19 protein-coding genes and 3 tRNA genes are annotated in these 17218 nt (G+C 57.8%); 9 read left to right on the forward strand and 13 right to left on the reverse strand.

The features are described 5' to 3' along the window. The first annotated feature begins 18 nt into the window (after positions 1 to 18). Positions 19 to 843 carry an SDR family oxidoreductase gene (locus IEV54_RS12965; RefSeq protein WP_150278036.1) on the forward strand — a complete coding sequence of 275 codons (825 nt, stop codon included), beginning with the start codon at positions 19 to 21 and terminating at the stop codon, positions 841 to 843. Positions 844 to 846: 3 nt separating this feature from the next. Here IEV54_RS12965 and IEV54_RS12970 read toward each other — a convergent pair whose 3' ends face one another. The 3 genes from IEV54_RS12970 to IEV54_RS12980 form a co-directional block, all read right to left on the reverse strand. Next, positions 847 to 1881: a Leu/Phe/Val dehydrogenase gene (locus IEV54_RS12970; RefSeq protein WP_150278035.1), complete on the reverse strand. Its 1035-nt coding sequence runs from the start codon at positions 1879 to 1881 to the stop codon at positions 847 to 849. Between the two features lie 71 nt (positions 1882 to 1952). Next, a complete protein-coding gene (locus IEV54_RS12975) occupies positions 1953 to 2507 on the reverse strand; it encodes a response regulator transcription factor (RefSeq protein ID WP_150278034.1) in 555 nt (184 codons plus the stop codon). After that, positions 2500 to 3774, reverse strand: a complete 1275-nt coding sequence (locus IEV54_RS12980) for an ATP-binding protein (protein ID WP_150278200.1) — start codon at positions 3772 to 3774, stop codon at positions 2500 to 2502. The genes IEV54_RS12975 and IEV54_RS12980 overlap by 8 nt, the downstream gene beginning before the upstream one ends. 212 nt (positions 3775 to 3986) lie before the next feature. On the opposite strand from IEV54_RS12980, the gene IEV54_RS12985 reads away from it, so the two are divergent. Further along, the gene (locus IEV54_RS12985; protein ID WP_150278033.1) at positions 3987 to 4691 is read left to right on the forward strand and encodes an SIMPL domain-containing protein; all 705 of its coding nucleotides are present in this window, start codon (positions 3987 to 3989) and stop codon (positions 4689 to 4691) included. A 39-nt stretch (positions 4692 to 4730) separates the two neighbouring features. Here the strand turns inward: IEV54_RS12985 and IEV54_RS12990 are convergent, their stop codons facing one another. Both IEV54_RS12990 and IEV54_RS12995 read right to left on the reverse strand, forming a co-directional pair. Continuing rightward, positions 4731 to 4946, reverse strand: coding sequence for a hypothetical protein (locus IEV54_RS12990; RefSeq protein ID WP_150278032.1), 216 nt, complete (start codon positions 4944 to 4946; stop codon positions 4731 to 4733). 69 nt (positions 4947 to 5015) lie between these two features. Continuing rightward, a complete protein-coding gene (locus IEV54_RS12995) occupies positions 5016 to 5693 on the reverse strand; it encodes an energy-coupling factor ABC transporter permease (RefSeq protein WP_150278031.1) in 678 nt (225 codons plus the stop codon). Between the two features lie 216 nt (positions 5694 to 5909). Between IEV54_RS12995 and IEV54_RS13000 the strand changes: the two genes are divergently transcribed. Together IEV54_RS13000 and IEV54_RS13005 are read left to right on the forward strand one after the other, a co-directional pair. Continuing rightward, positions 5910 to 6086 carry a DUF3094 family protein gene (locus IEV54_RS13000; protein ID WP_150278030.1) on the forward strand — a complete coding sequence of 59 codons (177 nt, stop codon included), beginning with the start codon at positions 5910 to 5912 and terminating at the stop codon, positions 6084 to 6086. 55 nt (positions 6087 to 6141) lie between these two features. Beyond that, positions 6142 to 7464, forward strand: coding sequence for an NAD(P)/FAD-dependent oxidoreductase (locus IEV54_RS13005; protein WP_150278029.1), 1323 nt, complete (start codon positions 6142 to 6144; stop codon positions 7462 to 7464). A 145-nt stretch (positions 7465 to 7609) separates the two neighbouring features. Here the strand turns inward: IEV54_RS13005 and IEV54_RS13010 are convergent. The 6 genes from IEV54_RS13010 to IEV54_RS13035 all read right to left on the reverse strand — a co-directional run bounded on the left by IEV54_RS13010 (position 7610) and on the right by IEV54_RS13035 (position 11250). Continuing rightward, positions 7610 to 7685, reverse strand: a tRNA-Lys gene (locus IEV54_RS13010). Between the two features lie 42 nt (positions 7686 to 7727). Then, positions 7728 to 7804 (reverse strand) — tRNA-Pro (locus IEV54_RS13015). A 13-nt stretch (positions 7805 to 7817) separates the two neighbouring features. Further along, positions 7818 to 7893: transfer RNA gene (locus IEV54_RS13020), tRNA-Asn, on the reverse strand. Positions 7894 to 8169: 276 nt separating this feature from the next. Next, positions 8170 to 9714 (reverse strand): phosphoenolpyruvate carboxykinase, encoded by a 1545-nt coding sequence (locus IEV54_RS13025; RefSeq protein ID WP_150278028.1) that lies wholly within the window; start codon positions 9712 to 9714, stop codon positions 8170 to 8172. A gap of 213 nt (positions 9715 to 9927) precedes the next feature. Next, entirely contained in the window at positions 9928 to 10809 is an 882-nt protein-coding gene (gene hslO, locus IEV54_RS13030; RefSeq protein ID WP_150278027.1) for an Hsp33 family molecular chaperone HslO, read from the reverse strand. A 33-nt stretch (positions 10810 to 10842) separates the two neighbouring features. Beyond that, positions 10843 to 11250 carry an RNA-binding S4 domain-containing protein gene (locus tag IEV54_RS13035; RefSeq protein WP_150278026.1) on the reverse strand — a complete coding sequence of 136 codons (408 nt, stop codon included), beginning with the start codon at positions 11248 to 11250 and terminating at the stop codon, positions 10843 to 10845. A gap of 96 nt (positions 11251 to 11346) precedes the next feature. Between IEV54_RS13035 and rimB the strand changes: the two genes are divergently transcribed. Continuing rightward, positions 11347 to 11817: a retropepsin-like aspartic endopeptidase RimB gene (gene rimB, locus IEV54_RS13040; protein WP_150278025.1), complete on the forward strand. Its 471-nt coding sequence runs from the start codon at positions 11347 to 11349 to the stop codon at positions 11815 to 11817. 10 nt (positions 11818 to 11827) lie between these two features. Beyond that, the gene (gene rimK / locus IEV54_RS13045; protein WP_150278024.1) at positions 11828 to 12733 is read left to right on the forward strand and encodes a 30S ribosomal protein S6--L-glutamate ligase; all 906 of its coding nucleotides are present in this window, start codon (positions 11828 to 11830) and stop codon (positions 12731 to 12733) included. A 6-nt stretch (positions 12734 to 12739) separates the two neighbouring features. Here the strand turns inward: rimK and yrfG are convergent, their stop codons facing one another. Next, on the reverse strand, positions 12740 to 13402 hold the full coding sequence (yrfG, locus tag IEV54_RS13050; RefSeq protein WP_150278023.1) for a GMP/IMP nucleotidase: 663 nt from the start codon (positions 13400 to 13402) through the stop codon (positions 12740 to 12742). 71 nt (positions 13403 to 13473) lie between these two features. On the opposite strand from yrfG, the gene nudE reads away from it, so the two are divergent. The 3 genes from nudE to msrA all read left to right on the forward strand — a co-directional run bounded on the left by nudE (position 13474) and on the right by msrA (position 15608). Then, positions 13474 to 14040, forward strand: coding sequence for an ADP compounds hydrolase NudE (gene nudE / locus IEV54_RS13055; RefSeq protein WP_150278022.1), 567 nt, complete (start codon positions 13474 to 13476; stop codon positions 14038 to 14040). Then, complete coding sequence (gene cysQ, locus IEV54_RS13060) at positions 14037 to 14861, forward strand: 3'(2'),5'-bisphosphate nucleotidase CysQ (RefSeq protein WP_150278021.1); 825 nt, start codon at positions 14037 to 14039, stop codon at positions 14859 to 14861. Before nudE ends, cysQ begins: the two co-directional genes overlap by 4 nt. A 99-nt stretch (positions 14862 to 14960) precedes the next feature. After that, positions 14961 to 15608 (forward strand): peptide-methionine (S)-S-oxide reductase MsrA, encoded by a 648-nt coding sequence (msrA, locus tag IEV54_RS13065; protein WP_150278199.1) that lies wholly within the window; start codon positions 14961 to 14963, stop codon positions 15606 to 15608. On the opposite strand, the gene IEV54_RS13070 is transcribed toward msrA, so the two are convergent. Then, a complete protein-coding gene (locus IEV54_RS13070) occupies positions 15609 to 17090 on the reverse strand; it encodes an HDOD domain-containing protein (RefSeq protein ID WP_373286450.1) in 1482 nt (493 codons plus the stop codon). Between the last annotated feature and the right edge of the window lie 128 nt (positions 17091 to 17218).

The following is a 17218-nucleotide window of genomic DNA, read 5'->3' on the forward strand; positions in this document are numbered from 1 at the left end:
AACAAAGGCCTACACACCATGACAAAACCCGTCGCATTGATAACCGGCTGCTCCAGCGGCATTGGCCAGGCCCTGGCCACAGTTTGCCTCGACGAGGGCTATCAGGTCTGGGCGACCGCCCGTGATCCGCACAGCCTGGATGCTCTGGTGGCACGCGGGGCAATGGCCATGAAGCTTAATGTCAACGACGATGCCCAGGTACTGGCCTGTGCACAGCGTTTGCGCACTGAGGCGGGCCGCCTGGACTTGTTGGTCAACAATGCCGGTTACGGCGCCATGGGACCGATATTGGATGCCGACCGGGCCACGCTGCTCAAGCAGTTTGATACCAATGTATTCGCTCCGGTTGCAATGGTACGCGCCGTGAGTGACCTGCTCCGCGACAGTAAGGGTCTGATTGTCAATATAGGCAGTGTATCAGGCGTCACAACCACACCATTCTCGGGCGTTTATTGCGCGTCCAAAGCTGCCCTTCATGCGCTGTCGGATGCGATGCGTCTGGAGCTGGCACCTTTTGGTATCAAGGTGCTTACCGTCATGCCCGGAGCAATCGCCTCGGACTTCGGCAATAACGCCAGTGCAGCCATTACCATCGCCGAGGATTCCTGGTTCAAACCATGGGAAAAGGCGGTACAGGCCCGCGCCAAGGCCTCGCAGAAGTCGACATCCACCAGCGCTGCAGACTTCTCCCGGGAACTCATGGGCTACATAAAGAATCCGCTGCGCCCGGAAGTGGCCTTGATCGGAACCAGCAGCCGCAGCATGGTGCGGCTCAAGCGCTGGTTGCCCGCTTCGATACTTGACGCACGACTGCGCAAGCGTTTTGGCCTGGACAGAAATTGATATTCAGGAAAGCGCTAAGTCGGCGTAGATAATTGCCTCAGCCTGGTGGTCGGCTATCTCCGACGGAGAGCGTCCTTCGGCTAAGCTCTGGGCGAATATACTATCAAGCCGGTCGCCAACAAGGCGCACCCGGGCGGCAATCTCTCCGGCTGCTACGCCCTGGTGAGTCAGTGCCACATGTAGCAAACCACCTGCATTGATCACGTAATCCGGCGCGTAGAGAATACCGCGCGCATCCAGCAGGTCAGCCGCGTCGCTGTTGATCAATTGGTTGTTGGCGGCACCTGCGACGGCGGCACAACGTAGCTGGGCGATGCTGGCGGGTGTGAGCACCCCACCCAACCCACAGGGAGCGAAGATATCACAAGGTGCTTCGAATACGGCGTCGGGGGCTATCGGCGTGGCGCCCAGGTCGTCCTCTGCCATACGTACCTTACCGGCATCCAGATCGGCAACCAGCAGGTCGGCACCTTCAGCTACCAGCATTTCAGCCAGGGCATAGCCCACATTGCCAAGTCCCTGCAGCATGACGCGCACGCCGGCGAGACTTTCCTGCCCAAGCTGCCGCCGCGCCGCAGCCTTGATGCCCATTAGAACGCCAAGAGCTGTATGGGGTGACGGGTCGCCCGCTTGCCTGGTACTGGTCACGTGCCCCGTCTGTTGCGCGATGCAGTCCATATCCTGGCTACTGGTGCCGCTGTCCACTGCCGTAATGTAGCCCCCGCGCAGGGATTCTATGCAGCGTCCGAAGGCTTCAAACAGAGCTGCCCGATCTGGAACGTGAGCCGGACGAATGATAACCGCCTTGCCACCGCCCTGCTCCAGTCCAGCCAGTGCAGCCTTGTAGCTCATGCCTCGAGCAAGCCGCATTGCGTCAGCGCTGGCGGCTTCGATACTTGCATAGGGCATGTAGCGACAGCCGCCCAGCGCCGGCCCCAGCCGGGTATTGTGAATGGCTATGATAGCTTCCAGCCCGGTCGCCTCATCAGAAAAGAGATGAAGCGCCTGCATCTTGTCTGACCGCATTGCTGCAAACATGGAGTATCGCCTGTTTCCGATGAGCCTGTTACCACCCTATACGCAATTTGGAAAAAACCCAATGCAAACCCCTAGCGCCGAACCGGCCGCTTCTGCAACTTGCGCTGCAGGGTGCGCCTATGCATGCCCAGGGCTCTGGCGGTTGCCGAAATATTGCCCTCATGCTCGGCAAGAATGCGCTGAATGTGCTCCCACTGCAGGCGATCGACCGACATTGGATGTTCAGCAACCAGGGATTCCGGGTCAGCCTGCTCGGATAGCAGCGCAGTCAATACGTCATCGGCATCTGCAGGCTTGCACAGGTAGTTACAGGCGCCCCGTTTGATTGCCTCCACCGCGGTGGCAATACTCGAATAACCGGTAAGAATGACTACCCGCAGATCCGGGTAGAGCTCCAGCAACCGCGGCAGGAGCACAAGCCCCGAGTCGCCCTCCATCTTGAGATCCAGAACCGCAAAATCCGGCTGTTCCTGCCTTGCCAGCTGCATTGCCTCCTCGGCATCGCCAGCCGTGTTGACCCGCAGTCCACGCCGAGTCAGAGCCCGGGCGAGAACCCGGGTAAAGGTTGGATCATCATCCACCAGCAATAACAGTGGCTGCTCTTCCTGTTCGATGTCTTCAGTCATGCTCTGTCTCCCACACAATCGGCAGGAGGACTTCCGTCAGCGTGCCCCCCGTGTCCTGATTGAATAATTTAACGCTCCCACCCATCCGCTCGACTGCCGCATGGCTGAGAAACAGGCCAAGGCCAAACCCCTTCTTGCCCTTGGTAGTGACGAAAGCCGTGCCAATCTGTTCGGCAATATGCAAGGGAACCCCCGGACCATGATCACGAATCAGCAGGCGCAGGCGTTTCTGGTCCCACTCCATGGCGATGGTTATATCATCAGGACAGGCGTCGACCGCGTTATTCAGCAAATTGAGCATCGCCTGCCCCAGCTCCGGACTCGCCTTGACGAGCGGTATCGCGCCGGGCGGCATGGGCTGCAACTGCCATGAGGCCTCGGGGCGCATCAACTGCCAGCGCGCCAACAACGCTTTCATCCAGGCATTTACCGGCTCGACCTGTACGGGGTGGCTGGGCGTCAACTCGGCGCGACGCACCATTTGCTGCAGGCTCTCCTTGCATAGACCTACCTGCTCCTGCAGCAGAGCCAGATCTTCCTGCAATGCCGGCTCGTGGTAGTCGCTACGCAGATCCTTGAGCAACACACTCATTGTCGACAGCGGCGTGGAGAGCTCATGTGCAGCTCCGGCTGCCACACTGGCAATACCAAGCAGCTGCGCATCGCGAATACCCTGTTCCCGTTTATCCGCCAGCCGCTCGGCATGCTGACGCAGGGCGGCGGCCATGCGCACCACAAAGAACGTGATCAAACCGGCACTCATTGCCAGATTCAACCACATGCCTATCATGTGCAGGTTGATGACTCCCCGCCCCATGGTGAACTCGAACGCCTGAAGGGGCTCGTACCAGAGCAGCAGCAGGCTGTAGGCAAAAACTGACAGCCCTGCCAGAAAAGCCGTGTAGAACCAGGGAAGGGTCGCTGCTGCTATAGTCAGGGGCACCAGATAATAGGAAACAAACGGATTGGTCGGACCGCCGGAAAAGTACAACAGAATACTGTGCACGAGCACATCGAAGGCCAGTTGAATTCCGTACTCCATATCCGTCACTGGCCAGCGACGCGAAAGGCGCAGGAGCGTCAGGATACTGACCAGCGCCGATATGCCGAGGATAATCAGTAGCGCCGTCCAGGGCAGTGGAAACCAACCACTGAGGTAAGCGCCCATCACCGAGATGCTCTGCGCCAGCAGAACCAGCAGACGGATCAGTATGAGCCGCCACAGGTTCTGCCTGGTAGGCGATAAAGCGAGAGTATTGAAGCCCATGACTGCCCATCGCACCAAGAGTAAACCTCCGATTATAGGTGGCCCACGGACCAGGACGAGGGTCCTTGAAGTGCGACACAGCGTCGCACAAAACCACACTGCCTGATACCCGATACTATCGAGAATGTATTACGCAGCAGATCCTCAAGCACATACCCCCAATACTGACTACAATTCTCTCTCCACTTATCACACTGCACAGGAAGCAATCTATGCGTAAGTTGCCATTCTCCGCTCTCCTACTTGGCCTGACCTGCGCCCTGGGAGCTACCCAGGCGGTAGCCAACGAACTGCAATACAACCAGGTGTCGCTGCGGGCCGAAGTACAGCAGGCGGTCAGCCATGACATTCTGACCGTAAGAATGTACGCGCAAGACCAGGGAAAGGATGCCAGCGAACTGGCACGACGTATTTCCGAGCGGTTGAACGAGAGCTTGAACACCGCACGTAAAACCGAAAATATCGAGGTGTCCAGCGGCACACGCAGCAGCCAGCCGGTTTACGATGAAAAGGGTGAAAAGATCGTTGCCTGGCGCGAGCGTGGCGAAATCGTACTCGAGAGCACCGACTTCGCTGCGCTATCCACGCTGACAGGCCAGCTCATGGATGATCTGAGCCTCGCTGACATGCGCTTCAGCCTGTCACCGCAAGCGCGTCGCGATACCGAGAATCAGCTTATGCGAGAGGCCATTGCTGCCTTTCAGGCGCGCGCAGACATAGCGGCCGAGAGCCTGGGCGGTAACGGATACCGGATTGTCAACCTCAGCCTTGATACCCAGTTCATGCAACCTATGGCCTATCGCGGTGCCAAGATGGCCAGCATGGCAGACAGCGAGTCAATCGCGCCATCGGTAGAGGGTGGCCAGGCCGACGTAACACTGAATGCCAACGGCACAATCGAAGTCACAATGCCGTAAACAGAAGCCCGCCCCCCGCACGCATGCCATTACCCCAGTCTAGGGCCGCATAAAGGCGTAATCGGTATCCTCGTCGAGATTCTCGGCGAGGAAATTCAGTTCATGGGCTATGTCCGTCAGTGAGCGCTCACGCTTGTATACATTGAGCACCTCAGCCATCAGGGCTCTGGCCAGATCCTGCTCACTGTATCCAGCCCGCTGGGCTTGCTCGACTCCCTCGACAACTATTTTTTCAGCCAGCTTGTAGACAGACATTCGAATTCTCCGCTCAAAAATCACTATTCCAGCACATCAGGCGTACCGGGTTATTGATCTGGCTCAGGATCATGGTTTGTCGAACGGCTCTTGCAGATAGCGGTCGGTATCAAAAGTTTCCAGCCAATCAGGACAGAAAACCACCAACGCGCTTATCACCGTACCGTTGATAAACGCCTCTGGAAACGCGACCAGCAACAGATAGCCAAATGCTTCCATCAAGCTGGAGGGGGGCGCCAGCTCTCCTGACCAGGCCAGCAGCCCCATTCCTACCAGGATCACCGCAGCGGCAGCCACAGCGGCCGCAAAAAAGCCGCTGACAAATATATAGGCAAACAGGTTACGCGGCTCAAGGCGCTCAAGACCACGGCTGATCAAAACAGTAATCAGCACCGGCACCAGCACTCGAAGAATGCCATTGATACCGAAAGCCTCAGCGTCATCCAATCCCAGAAGCACCAGCGCCAGTTGCGCCAGGCCGCCGGCAACCACAGCCAGCGGCCAATCAAGCAGCAGGGTAACCGCAGTCAGTCCGAGAAAATGGAAGGTCAGTCCGTTGTCGAAATCGCGACGCACCAGCCAGAGTACAAAAAGAACGAAGATACTGCCGAAGAACAGATGTTGACGACGATCATCGGCCAGCAACTCTACCCATGACACCCGGGCCAATGCCCAGAGCGCCGCCAGAGCGAAAAGCGTGGCGCCAAGCACCAACTGTATCGGGGTCAACAGAGCGGCAGCGAGCATGGGGGAACCTCGTCAGGATATCCGCAGGAGCATAGCACCAAGGCCCGGCCCACTCACTGCTTACGGTAACGCACTCATATCCCGAAATACAGTGAGCGCGCTCCAGGCACGCAGAAGCGCCTGATGCAATATATGTCGTCAGGGTCTAGAATAATGCCATTATCAGTCAAGCCAGCTCCCGTAACCCTGCGTTGCGCCCAAGCCAAAGGTCCCAGCATGCCCAGCCGCCTCTATCCAGAAGATCAGGAACGCGTTGATGCGTATCTCAATCAACCGGCCAACCGAGTCGAGCGCAAGCCTTTCAATGTCTGGCTGTTGCTCGGAGTCATTCTCGCTTCAGTCATTGGCATGGGCCTCATCGCACGTATGCTCGCCTCCTTGGTACTGGTGTAACGGGCGTACCGCTGCTTGACCGACCCGGAATCATTCTTTGTGTCGAGTCTCTGCCATGTCCCAAGCAACAACATTCGAATCTTTACCCCGCATCCTGGTCGTGGGTGGTGGCGCCGGCGGTCTTGAGCTGGCTACCCGCCTGGGCCGACACCTGGGCAAGCGCAACAAGGCGCGAATTACCCTGGTTGATACCAACATGACCCACATCTGGAAACCACTGCTTCATGAAGTGGCGGCCGGATCACTCAACTCCAGTGGCGATGAACTCAACTACGTGGCCCAGGCCAAGTGGAACCACTTTCACTTTCAGCTGGGCGCCATGGACAGCATCGACCGTGAGCGTCGTGTCATTTGCCTTCGGTCAATCCAGGACGAGAATGGTGAAGAACTCATCCCCCGACGGGAGATCGGCTACGACTATCTGGTAATCTCGGTAGGCAGCAACACCAACGATTTCAACACCGAAGGCGCCGCAGATCATTGTCTGTTTCTGGATACGCGTGAACAGGCTGAACGTTTTCATCGACTGCTGCTCAATCAGTACATGAAAGCGCAGGCCAGCAGCGAGGGGCTTATCAGCGAGAAGATCAATGTCGCGATCATCGGTGCCGGCGCTACCGGTGTCGAGCTGGCTGCCGAACTGCACCACGCCGCGCGATTATTGCAGGCTTATGGGTTGAACCGCATTCGCCCCGAAGACCTGCACATCAATCTGGTGGAAGCCAGTGCACGGGTACTTCCGGCGTTACCCGAGCGTATCAGCGAGCCAGTGACCCAAACCTTGAAGGAGCTGGGTGTCCATCTGCATACCGGATCGCCGGTCAAAACGGTAACCAACGAAGGCCTGCTCCTGGCCAATGGCGAGCACATTGCCGCTTCCCTGAAAGTCTGGGCGGCGGGCATCAAGGCACCTGCGTTTCTTGCCCACCTTGGCTTGGAGACCAACAGGATCAATCAGTTGGCAGTCTATACCACCCTGCAAACGACACTAGACTCACGAATATTCGCCTTTGGCGATTGCGCTGCGTGCCCTACGGGTGAAGACGGACGTTTTGTACCGCCACGGGCGCAGGCAGCTCATCAGCAGGCCACCTTGCTGGCAAAAAATCTCAAACGGCTAATAGAGGGCAAGCCGTTACAGGAATACGTCTACCGGGATTATGGATCACTTATCTCACTCTCGACCTTCAGCGCGGTAGGCAACCTGATGGGCAACCTCACAGGGAGCGTGATGCTTGAAGGCAAGTTGGCGCGGATGTTCTATGTGTCCCTGTACCGAATGCACCAGATGGCGCTGTACGGCGTGCCACGCACCCTGATGTTGATGCTCAGCGACAGGATCGGTAGCAGCACAGCGCCAAGGCTGAAATTACACTAGCCCACAAGCCCTGCAGCCGGGCGTGGCCACTACCATAGTGGCGCGTCCCTGCAGACGCAGGCCGCGGCAAAGTCAGACACGGGAAAGGTCGGCCAAATGCCGATGAATATTTTTTGCGTGGATGATTGAAGCGAAAGGGAGTGAGTGGTGGGTCGTGTAGGATTCGAACCTACGACCAATTGGTTAAAAGCCAACTGCTCTACCAACTGAGCTAACGACCCGGTACTCAAAGGACATGTCAAGCGACACATCCGGGAAAAAAGTGGTCGGGGTAGAGGGATTCGAACTCTCGACATCCTGCTCCCAAAGCAGGCGCGCTACCAGGCTGCGCTATACCCCGATCCGGTTCTAGATGGCTCCGCGACCAGGACTCGAACCTGGGACCCAATGATTAACAGTCATTTGCTCTACCAACTGAGCTATCGCGGAATTACCTAAAACAACCTGACTTGGGCAGTAACTGTCGTTACATATCCCCTGCCAAGGCGCGCCATTTTACCGGGCGCAGTCAGACTGTCAACCCTAAAAATGCGGTTATGGACACTATCTTGAAAAAGCCTGGGTAGTGGCCAGCCAATAGCGTGCAAAGCCCACACTCCAAAGCAGCCGAAATAGCAGCCAGCCTCCTCAGAGGCCCGCTCCCGCCTACAAAAAAGCCCGCCAATGGCGGGCTTGGTCTTGCTTTACAACGCAGCGCCTGGCGGCTTAGAGCTGCGGGCCCGCTTGAACAATCTCGGGCGCAACATCAAACTTCTTGAAATTGTCGACAAACAATTTAGTCAAGGCCTGTGCAGCCGCGTCGTACTCGGACGGATCTGCCCAGGTATTACGCGGGTTCAGCAAATGGGTATCGACACCGGGTACCGAGGTTGGCACATCGAGGTTGATCACTGGCAGGTGTTCAGTTTCGGTACCAATCAGCGCACCGGACTGCACAGCCGCGATGATTGCGCGGGTGGTAGGAATGCTGAAGCGTTTGCCGGTACCGTAGCTGCCCCCGGTCCAACCGGTATTAACCAGGTACACCTTGCTGCCGAAGGCGTTGATCCGCTTGATCAGCAATTCGGCATACTCGCCGGCAGGCCGCGGGAAGAATGGCGCACCAAAACAGGTGGAGAAAGTCGACTTGATGCCATCGCCGGAACCCATCTCGGTCGAGCCGACCAGAGCGGTGTAACCGGAGAGGAAATGGTAGGCGGCCTGCTCGTTGTTCAGAATCGATACAGGGGGCAGCACACCGGTAAGATCGCAGGTCAAAAAGATAATCGCGTTCGGCTCACCGGCACGGTTTGCTTCAACACGCTTTTCAACGTGCTTCAGCGGGTAGGCAACCCGGGTATTCTGGGTCAGGCTGACATCAGCGTAGTCCGCAGTCCGGCTCTGAGGATCGATGACCACGTTCTCGATAATGGATCCGAACTTGATCGCCTTCCAGATGACTGGCTCATTCTTTTCCGACAGGTCGATACACTTTGCATAGCAACCACCTTCGATGTTGAACACGCTACCGGTAGCCCAGCCGTGCTCGTCATCACCAATCAGATTACGCGCAGGGTCAGCAGAGAGTGTGGTCTTACCAGTGCCGGACAAACCAAAGAACAGCGTGGTATCACCTTCGTCGCCGACGTTGGCGGCGCAGTGCATAGGCAAAACGTCCTTGGCCGGAAGCAGGAAATTCTGTACCGAAAACATCGCCTTCTTCATTTCACCGGCGTACTGCATGCCAGCCAAAAGCACCTTGCGCTCGGCAAAGTTGATGATCACGCAACCATTACTGTTGGTGCCATCGCGCTCGGGCTCACAAACAAAATGCGGCGCATTGATGATATGCCAACGGTCCCTGGCAGCCGGATTGAACTCTTCCGGGTTGATGAAAAGCGTGCGCCCGAACAGGTTGTGCCAGGCTGTTTCAGTAGCCATCACCACAGGCAGATAATGCTCAGGATCGGCGCCAACATGCACGTGGGACACAAAACTGGTGCGTTCAGCCAGATAGCCTGCAACGCGCTTCCACAAGGCATCGAACTTGTCAGCCGGAAACGGACGATTGATAGGGCCCCAGGCGATGGAGTCCTGCGTCGATGGCTCCTCGACAATGAAGCGGTCCATGGGTGAACGGCCGGTGCGCTCACCGGTCTTGACCACGAGCGCGCCGTTATCGGCCAACTGACCTTCGTTACGCTGAATAGCCAGCTCAACGAGGTGTGGAATACTCAGGTCGGTATAAACCGTATGGTTACTGTGCGTCATCAAACCTCATCCTCGTTCGGCGTGGGCCGAAATCTCCATGGGACCGACAGATCGGCCTCAGCTCTTCGTGTGTACGCCAGGTCAGCGCGCGGGCGCGCCATTATGCCAAAAAAAAACCAGCCGCGCTAAACCTGATCAGCACTCGTTATTCATCATGACCATAGCCGTTGACTATCTACTTGAGTTGCAATGCATGTATTTCGCCTTCGCTGATCAATGCAACCGCCTGGCATGCTCCTGTGCCGAGTGAAACAGCGCCTCCAGGCGGGCCTGATCAAACAGATAGCGGGTATTGCAGAATTGACAGTCGATCTCGATTTCACCGTTTTGCTCATCGAGCAATGCCATGGCGTCATCTCGCCCCAGGCTCACCAGGGCATTACCCGAGCGCTCCATTGAACAGCTGCACTCGAATCGCACCGCCTGATGATCGAACAATCGTACGTCCTCTTCGTGAAAGAGCCTGCGCAGAATTGTCTGGTTATCGAGGGACAGCAGCTCTTCAGCCGTGAGCGTGTCAGCAAGAATATTCAGGTGTTCCCATGTTGCTGCGCGCTGCTCCGGATCCCGCTGACGATCGGCAGGCAGCGCCTGCAGCAACAATCCCCTGGCAGAGCGCCCGTCGGCCTGCAACCTGAACCTGGTCGGCAACTGTTCGGAGTTTTCAAAGTAGCCGTTAAGGCACTCGGCCAGGGTGGCCCCATCAAGGGAGACGATACCCTGGTAGCGCTGTCCCTCCTGGGGATCTACGGTAATGGCCAGGATGCCGCCGGGCATCAGATCGGCCAGACTGCCATCGGTCATATCCACATCGTACCGGGCTATCCCTCGCACGGCCTGGTCACTGGCGCACTCGACCATCAGTGTCGAAACAGGACCCGAAGAAGTCGCCTGCAGTATCAGCAGGCCGTCGTACTTGATAGTCGTCGACAACAACACCGCCGCAGCTAGCATCTGGCCCAGTAGCTCACGAACCGGCTCGGGATAGTCGTGCTTGGCCAGCACCTCGCGGTAGCTGGTCTCCAGCGCGACCAGTTCGCCGCGCACGTCGGCGTTTTCAAACAGAAAACGTTGGGTGGTATCTTGATACGCCATGATCAGCCCCTGGCAAATGGCGATTATACCCCTTCACCCATCCTCGGGTGAATTGCGTGCATTGCGAAACTGATGGATCTGTCTGCGCTGCTTCTTGTTCGGGCGATGCTCACTGATCAGCAGACCGGGCCCCATGGCCTTGCGCTTGGCTGCAGCTTCCTCGCGCTGGCGAAGACTGTCGGCCGTTTCTTCGTAAAGCAACTGCGCCTCAGCAGCCCCACGCCGCTGGCCGCTGAGCTCGAGAATAGTCACCGTACGCTGCTCGAAGCCCTGACGTATCTGCAATTGCTCACCCACCTTCGGCTCTCTACTGGGCTTGCAGCGCTCACCCCGGCATTGCACCTTGCCGCCTTCTATGGCCGCCTTCGCCAGACCTCGAGTCTTGAAAAATCGAGCGGCCCAGAGCCATTTATCCAACCGTACCTTGCTATCATCGCCCATAGGGTCTGTACTCCTCATTCAGGCCGAGTGTATCAGGCTTGTCGTCGCCCATGACTTGCCCCATGATGCGCGCCAAATGCACCAGGAGCTGTCTGCTTGAAAACTTTTGATCACCTTAATGTTATCGGGTTGCGCGAGTGGATTGGCCTGCCCGAGCTTGGCATCGACCAGATCATGGCAAAAATAGATACCGGGGCAAGAACCTCGGCATTACATGCCAGTGATATCGAGACGTTCGAGCGCAAAGGTGCAACCTGGGTGCGCTTCAATGCGCACATTGGTAGCCAGAAGAAACAACGGGCCCAGCGCTGCGAGGCGGAACTGGTGGAATACAAATCCATCCGCAGCTCCAATGGTCATTTGCAGGAGCGTCATGTCATACGTACGCCACTGGTACTCGGTGACCGTTGCTGGTCGGTGTATTTCACGCTCACCTGCCGTAAATCCATGCGCTATCGCGTGTTGATGGGCTGTACCGCCATGCTGGAAGGCGAGCTGGTAATTGATCCCGGCCGCCGATTTGTCCAGGAAAAACCCCAAACCTCTCTGTTCGCCGTAACCCCCTGAAGGAACCACCATGAAGATTGCGGTACTGTCGCGTAACGCCAACCTGTATTCCACCCGCCGACTGGTCGAAGCGGCACGCGAACGCGGCCACGAGGTGCGCGTTATCGACACCCTGCGCGCCTACATGAACATCGCCAGTCACAAGCCGACCATCCATTACAAGGGCGCCGAGCTGGAAGGCTTCGATGCGATCATTCCGCGCATTGGTGCGTCGGTTACCTTTTATGGCGCGGCGGTATTGCGCCAGTTCGAGATGATGGGCGTTTTCCCCCTGAACGAATCAGTCGCCATCACCCGCTCCCGGGACAAGCTGCGCTCACTGCAGCTGCTGGCCCGCAAGGGGGTTGGCCTGCCGGTCACCGGTTTCGCTCACTCACCCGACGACATACCGGACCTGATCAGCATGGTCGGCGGCGCGCCGCTGGTTATCAAGCTGCTGGAAGGCACGCAAGGCATTGGCGTGGTGATGTGCGAAACCGAGCAGGCTGCTGAATCAGTGCTCGAGGCGTTCATGGGCCTGAAGGCCAACATCATGGTGCAGGAATATATAAAGGAAGCGGGCGGAGCGGACATTCGCTGCCTGGTCGTGGGCGACAAGGTCATCGCAGCAATGAAACGCCAGGCCAAGCCTGGCGAGTTTCGCTCCAACCTGCATCGCGGCGGCAGCGCCAGCCTGATCAAGATCACCCCGGAAGAGCGCATGACCGCAGTACGCGCTGCCAAGGTGATGGGCCTTAACGTCGCAGGTGTGGATATTCTGCGCTCCAACCATGGCCCGGTGGTCATGGAGGTCAACTCCTCCCCGGGGCTGGAGGGTATCGAGTCAACCACCGGCCGCAATATCGCCGGATTGATCATCGAGTACATTGAAAAGAACGCCAAGCCCAATCAGACCCGGACCAAGGGCGAAGGCTGAACAATATTAGCCCTGGCAGGCTGCCGCCAGATCGCGGTAGTCCTCCACGGCATCAAACTCCTCGGTATCACGCAAGGCTCCGCGACTGTCTGGCTGCCTGACCGCCAGCAGGTGGCTGACACCGTAGTCCCTGGCAGCTCGCAGAATTCCCAGGCTGTCATCAATGAAGAGCGTGCGCTGCGGATCAAAGGGGACTTCAGCTTGCAATGCAACCCAGAAAGCCTGCGCCTCTTTCGGAAAACCGAAGTCATGGGAGCTGATCAGACGCTGAAAGTAGGTTCGCAACTCGACGCGCTCCAGCTTCAATGACAGGGAGCCACGGTGCGCATTGGTGATCAATATCACATCACGGCCACTGGCCTGTAGCGCCCGCAGAAATACTTCCGCGTCAGGCCTGAGGCTGATCAGGTGCGCTACTTCGCGCTTGAGCTCAACGATCGGCATGGCCAGCTCACGGGTCCAGAAATCCAGGCAGTACCAGTCCAGTTGCCCCTGCTTTTCCTTCATCAGAGGATAAATCTCGGCCTTGGCCCACTCGACCGACTGACCATGATGCTCGGCGTAACGCTGCGGCAGATACTCGACCCAGAAGTGGTTGTCAAAATGCAGGTCCAGCAGGGTCCCGTCCATATCCAGCAGGACGGTATCGATGTTGTTCCAGTTCAGCATGGGCGTTTGGGCTTTGGTGACATGTGCCGCTATGATACCCAAGCCAAACGCTGTTAACCACGGAGCACCCAATGCCAAAACTGCCCGAAACCCTCGAGGCGCAGATCGTCGCAAAGAGCAGACTATTTACCGTCGAGCAGGTGCAACTGCGTTTCAGCAACGGCGTCGAGCGCACCTACGAGCGCCTGGTCAACCGCAGCCAGGGGTATGGGGCGGTGATGGTGATAGCCATGCAGGACGAGCGCCGGGTGGTCTTGATAGAGGAATATTGTGGCGGCATGGGCAACTACCAGATGTCCGTCCCCAAGGGCCTGGTGGAACCTGGCGAAGATGTACTTGATGCCGCTAACCGTGAATTGATGGAAGAGGCCGGCTTTGGCGCCCGCCGCCTGGAATATCTGACCCACCTCTCCCTGTCTCCCAACTACATGAGTCAGCAGATTGCCATAGTGCTGGCCCGCGACCTCTACGAAAAGCGTTTGCCGGGTGACGAACCCGAACCCATGCGGGTCGACAGTGTCGACCTCTACGCACTCAGCGACTTGGCTGCACGTGAGGACTTTACAGAAGGCCGCGCCCTCGCCGCACTATACCTTGTGCGCGACCTGCTCGAGCAGCGCGGAGAGCTGCACAGATGACCCGCTCACTCGACAGCCTGCCCTTCAATACCGATGCACTACTGGCGCTGACCGAGCGGGCGGGACGGGAAACATTGAAATGGTGGCGTCAGAAGCCTGAGGTTACCGCCAAATCCGATGACTCTCCGGTGACCGCAGCGGATCTTGCAGCACACCACCTGATTCTGGAGGGCCTGCGCCAGCTAACGCCCGAGATCCCGGTACTATCTGAGGAAGACGCGCAAGTGCCCCTGACTGAGCGGCAACACTGGCAACGGTTCTGGCTGGTCGATCCGCTAGACGGTACCAAGGAGTTTATTGCCGGCACGGATGAGTTCACCGTCAACATAGCGCTGATAGAGCAGGGGCAGATCCGTTTTGGAGTGGTAGGCGTGCCAGCCCGTGACAATCTCTATTGGGGAGGCCAATCGCTCGGTGCATGGCGCCGCTCCGGCAGGGAGCCCGCCGAAGCTATCCGCTGCCGCAGTACGAGCGAGACTTTGACAGTGGTTGCCAGTCGCAGACACACCAGTCCGGAACAAGAAGCACTGCTCAGCCGCCTGACATCACTACAGCAGATCGATCTGGTGAATATCGGCAGCTCACTCAAGTTCTGCCTATTGGCCGAGGGCAACGCCGATCTCTACCCGCGGTTCGCCCCTACCAGTCAATGGGATACAGCCGCAGCCCAGGCGGTGCTCGAAGGCGCCGGCGGGCAGGTTCTCGGCCTGGACGGACAGCGTTTCGGCTATCCGGCTCGAGACACCTGGCTCAACCCGCACTTTGTCGCGACGGGCAAGCTGCCTCCTGACCTGCTCCAGGCGCTTGACCTGAGCATCTGACAGGACACACACAGCAATGAATCCGCGGCTGGACAGGTAGTCACTGCCAGGCGCACCATGAAATTCAAATTCGCCCTGCCCCTCTGCCCGGAGTCGCCCATGTTTTTCCGCCGTATTCCCGAACATAAAATGCGCCTGCCCACCGCTGAAGAGGCCCTGCCAGGCCGGGATGAAGCCATCCAGACCAGCCAGATCCACACCGTGCTCGGCACTTCCTTGCATGCCCCTTTTCCAGCGGGGATGCAGCAGGTCATCTTTGGCATGGGCTGCTTCTGGGGAGTGGAAAGGTTGTTCTGGAAGATTCCTGGGGTGCACACCACCGCCGTCGGCTATTGCGCAGGGCTGACTCCCAACCCCACCTACGAGGAAGTCTGCTCGGGCATGACCGGTCACAACGAAGTGGTTCTGGTGGTCTTCGATCCGGAGGAAGTGAGCTTCGAGGAGCTGCTCAAGACTTTCTGGGAAAATCATGACCCTACCCAGGGCATGCGTCAGGGCAACGATACCGGCACACAGTACCGCTCGGGCATTTACCTGAGTACTCCGGCACAGCAGGCGGCGGCAGAAGTCAGCAAGGCCAATTACGCCGATCTGTTATTGCAAGCCGGCATGGATGCGGTCACTACCGAGATCATTCCGGCCCCGACCTTCTATTATGCAGAACCCTACCACCAGCAATACCTGCACAAGAATCCGGGTGGCTACTGCAATCTTGCCGGTACAGGTATATGCATGCAGGGTAGTTGATCAGCCGCGCCCGCTCAGGGCTTTCAGGCAGCTTCCAGTGAGTTCGGTCAGACGCTGAAAAGCCGTGAACTGAGCCTTGGTCAAGGGCCTTCCCGACAGTCGCATATCGCCATAAAGAATGCCAATTCGCCGGGTGCCGGCGATTACCGGCGCAATAAAGAACGGGCCCTCACCCAGCCAGCTGGTAATGTCGGACGTAATCAAATCCTTTAAGCCGCTGCTAGTCGGCGTACCCATCCAAATCACTTCGTTGTTTTGCAACGCGTAACTGAATATATGAGGATTGGATACCACACAGGGCAAATTGAAATCCTGGGCCCAGCTCTGGGTTCCCTTACCGGCTACTCGCCGTGCCCGAAAACGCGTCTGGTTATCCGCCAAAACAGCAAGCATGACCCGCTCCAGCCCAGCTCCCAAGTGCATTCCATTGATCACACCGGTCAGGGTATTTTCGAGATTGATCGGGCTTTTGGTCATCAGCATCATGTTCTGCACCGACAGCTTGAGCATCTCTACATTTGGCTGCAACAGGGGCTCCTGTACCGCTGTGCGTGCCGACTGCGCGGGCACAGCATCCATCTGTAGCAACTCGGAGAGATCCAGAGGGAGGTCATCGGTACGGGGTATCCATGCTCCCAGGTCGGCGTTGGAGCAAGTGCCAGCGACCCGGACCGCCTCGTCAGCACTGGCCAGAATCTGCTGCATGGCCTCTTCGCGAGTGGTTCCGGTCAGCTCCGCAACCGGATCCAGCAAGGCCTGCATTGTTTCCCCTGCCCAACCCTCTCGGGCAGCCTCGGCAATGGCAGAGCCCAAAGTAACTGCTCGCGCGGCAGGCCCGGAGGAGCTATGACTGGCTTTGACCAACTGACCGATCTCACCCATATTCCAGGTCTTGAGCAAACCGAAGGTCAACTGATCAAAACTGGCGCCTACTACACGCTTTACCGTTTTGTCCCGGTCAACCCCAGGCACCGCGAGCGCGTCCGCAAGCAGGTCAGCCTGTTTGCCGCCGTGACTCCAGAACGCCATCTCGCCGAGGTGGCGCAAAAGTGTCGCTATGAAAATCTCTTCCTTTTCCGGCAAGGCCCTGTAGTCCGCAAGATTGCGCGCCTGCATTGCACCGTGAAAGGAACGCGCCAAAAGTGACTGCAGCTGTTCACGCGGCGAGTCCTTCAGCAGACCATCGAGCAGGCTGACTGACAGGCCGATCATCCGCACCTGGTCGAAGCCGATCACCACAACAGCTCGGGAAATCGTGCGGATAACCTCACGGCCCGGATTACAGTAAACGCTATTGCTGACCCGCAGCACCTTGGAAGTAAGTGAGGCATCACGTAGAAGAACTTCCGCCAGTTGCCTGACCGAAGCGGTTTGCGACTGGGAAAGTCGCAGCAAGTCATGTACTACCACTGCCATTGCAGGCAGTTCGGCATTATTCAGGCGAGCCGTCCATTGCGCCAGACCGTGGGTTTGATCACTCAATTCGGGACCCTTGCTCTTGTTTGAATGTTACCAAATGATGCCAATGTAACATCTACCCACCGCGGCGGTGAACTGTGCGGCCATAGCTGTAGCTTGGCCAGGTTGGCAGCGCTGGGTAGACTGCGCGG

The organism is Halopseudomonas salina, assembly GCF_014637955.1.
In the GTDB taxonomy this organism is placed as follows: domain Bacteria; phylum Pseudomonadota; class Gammaproteobacteria; order Pseudomonadales; family Pseudomonadaceae; genus Halopseudomonas; species Halopseudomonas salina.

Coding starts and splice junctions, on each gene's coding strand:
- IEV54_RS12965 (WP_150278036.1), top strand. CDS start 19: ATGACAAAACCCGTCGCATTGATAACCGGCTGCTCCAGCGGCATTGGC.
- IEV54_RS12970 (WP_150278035.1), bottom strand. CDS start 1,881: ATGTTTGCAGCAATGCGGTCAGACAAGATGCAGGCGCTTCATCTCTTT.
- IEV54_RS12975 (WP_150278034.1), bottom strand. CDS start 2,507: ATGACTGAAGACATCGAACAGGAAGAGCAGCCACTGTTATTGCTGGTG.
- IEV54_RS12980 (WP_150278200.1), bottom strand. CDS start 3,774: ATGGGCTTCAATACTCTCGCTTTATCGCCTACCAGGCAGAACCTGTGG.
- IEV54_RS12985 (WP_150278033.1), top strand. CDS start 3,987: ATGCGTAAGTTGCCATTCTCCGCTCTCCTACTTGGCCTGACCTGCGCC.
- IEV54_RS12990 (WP_150278032.1), bottom strand. CDS start 4,946: ATGTCTGTCTACAAGCTGGCTGAAAAAATAGTTGTCGAGGGAGTCGAG.
- IEV54_RS12995 (WP_150278031.1), bottom strand. CDS start 5,693: ATGCTCGCTGCCGCTCTGTTGACCCCGATACAGTTGGTGCTTGGCGCC.
- IEV54_RS13000 (WP_150278030.1), top strand. CDS start 5,910: ATGCCCAGCCGCCTCTATCCAGAAGATCAGGAACGCGTTGATGCGTAT.
- IEV54_RS13005 (WP_150278029.1), top strand. CDS start 6,142: ATGTCCCAAGCAACAACATTCGAATCTTTACCCCGCATCCTGGTCGTG.
- IEV54_RS13025 (WP_150278028.1), bottom strand. CDS start 9,714: ATGACGCACAGTAACCATACGGTTTATACCGACCTGAGTATTCCACAC.
- hslO (WP_150278027.1), bottom strand. CDS start 10,809: ATGGCGTATCAAGATACCACCCAACGTTTTCTGTTTGAAAACGCCGAC.
- IEV54_RS13035 (WP_150278026.1), bottom strand. CDS start 11,250: ATGGGCGATGATAGCAAGGTACGGTTGGATAAATGGCTCTGGGCCGCT.
- rimK (WP_150278024.1), top strand. CDS start 11,828: ATGAAGATTGCGGTACTGTCGCGTAACGCCAACCTGTATTCCACCCGC.
- yrfG (WP_150278023.1), bottom strand. CDS start 13,402: ATGCTGAACTGGAACAACATCGATACCGTCCTGCTGGATATGGACGGG.
- nudE (WP_150278022.1), top strand. CDS start 13,474: ATGCCAAAACTGCCCGAAACCCTCGAGGCGCAGATCGTCGCAAAGAGC.
- cysQ (WP_150278021.1), top strand. CDS start 14,037: ATGACCCGCTCACTCGACAGCCTGCCCTTCAATACCGATGCACTACTG.
- msrA (WP_150278199.1), top strand. CDS start 14,961: ATGTTTTTCCGCCGTATTCCCGAACATAAAATGCGCCTGCCCACCGCT.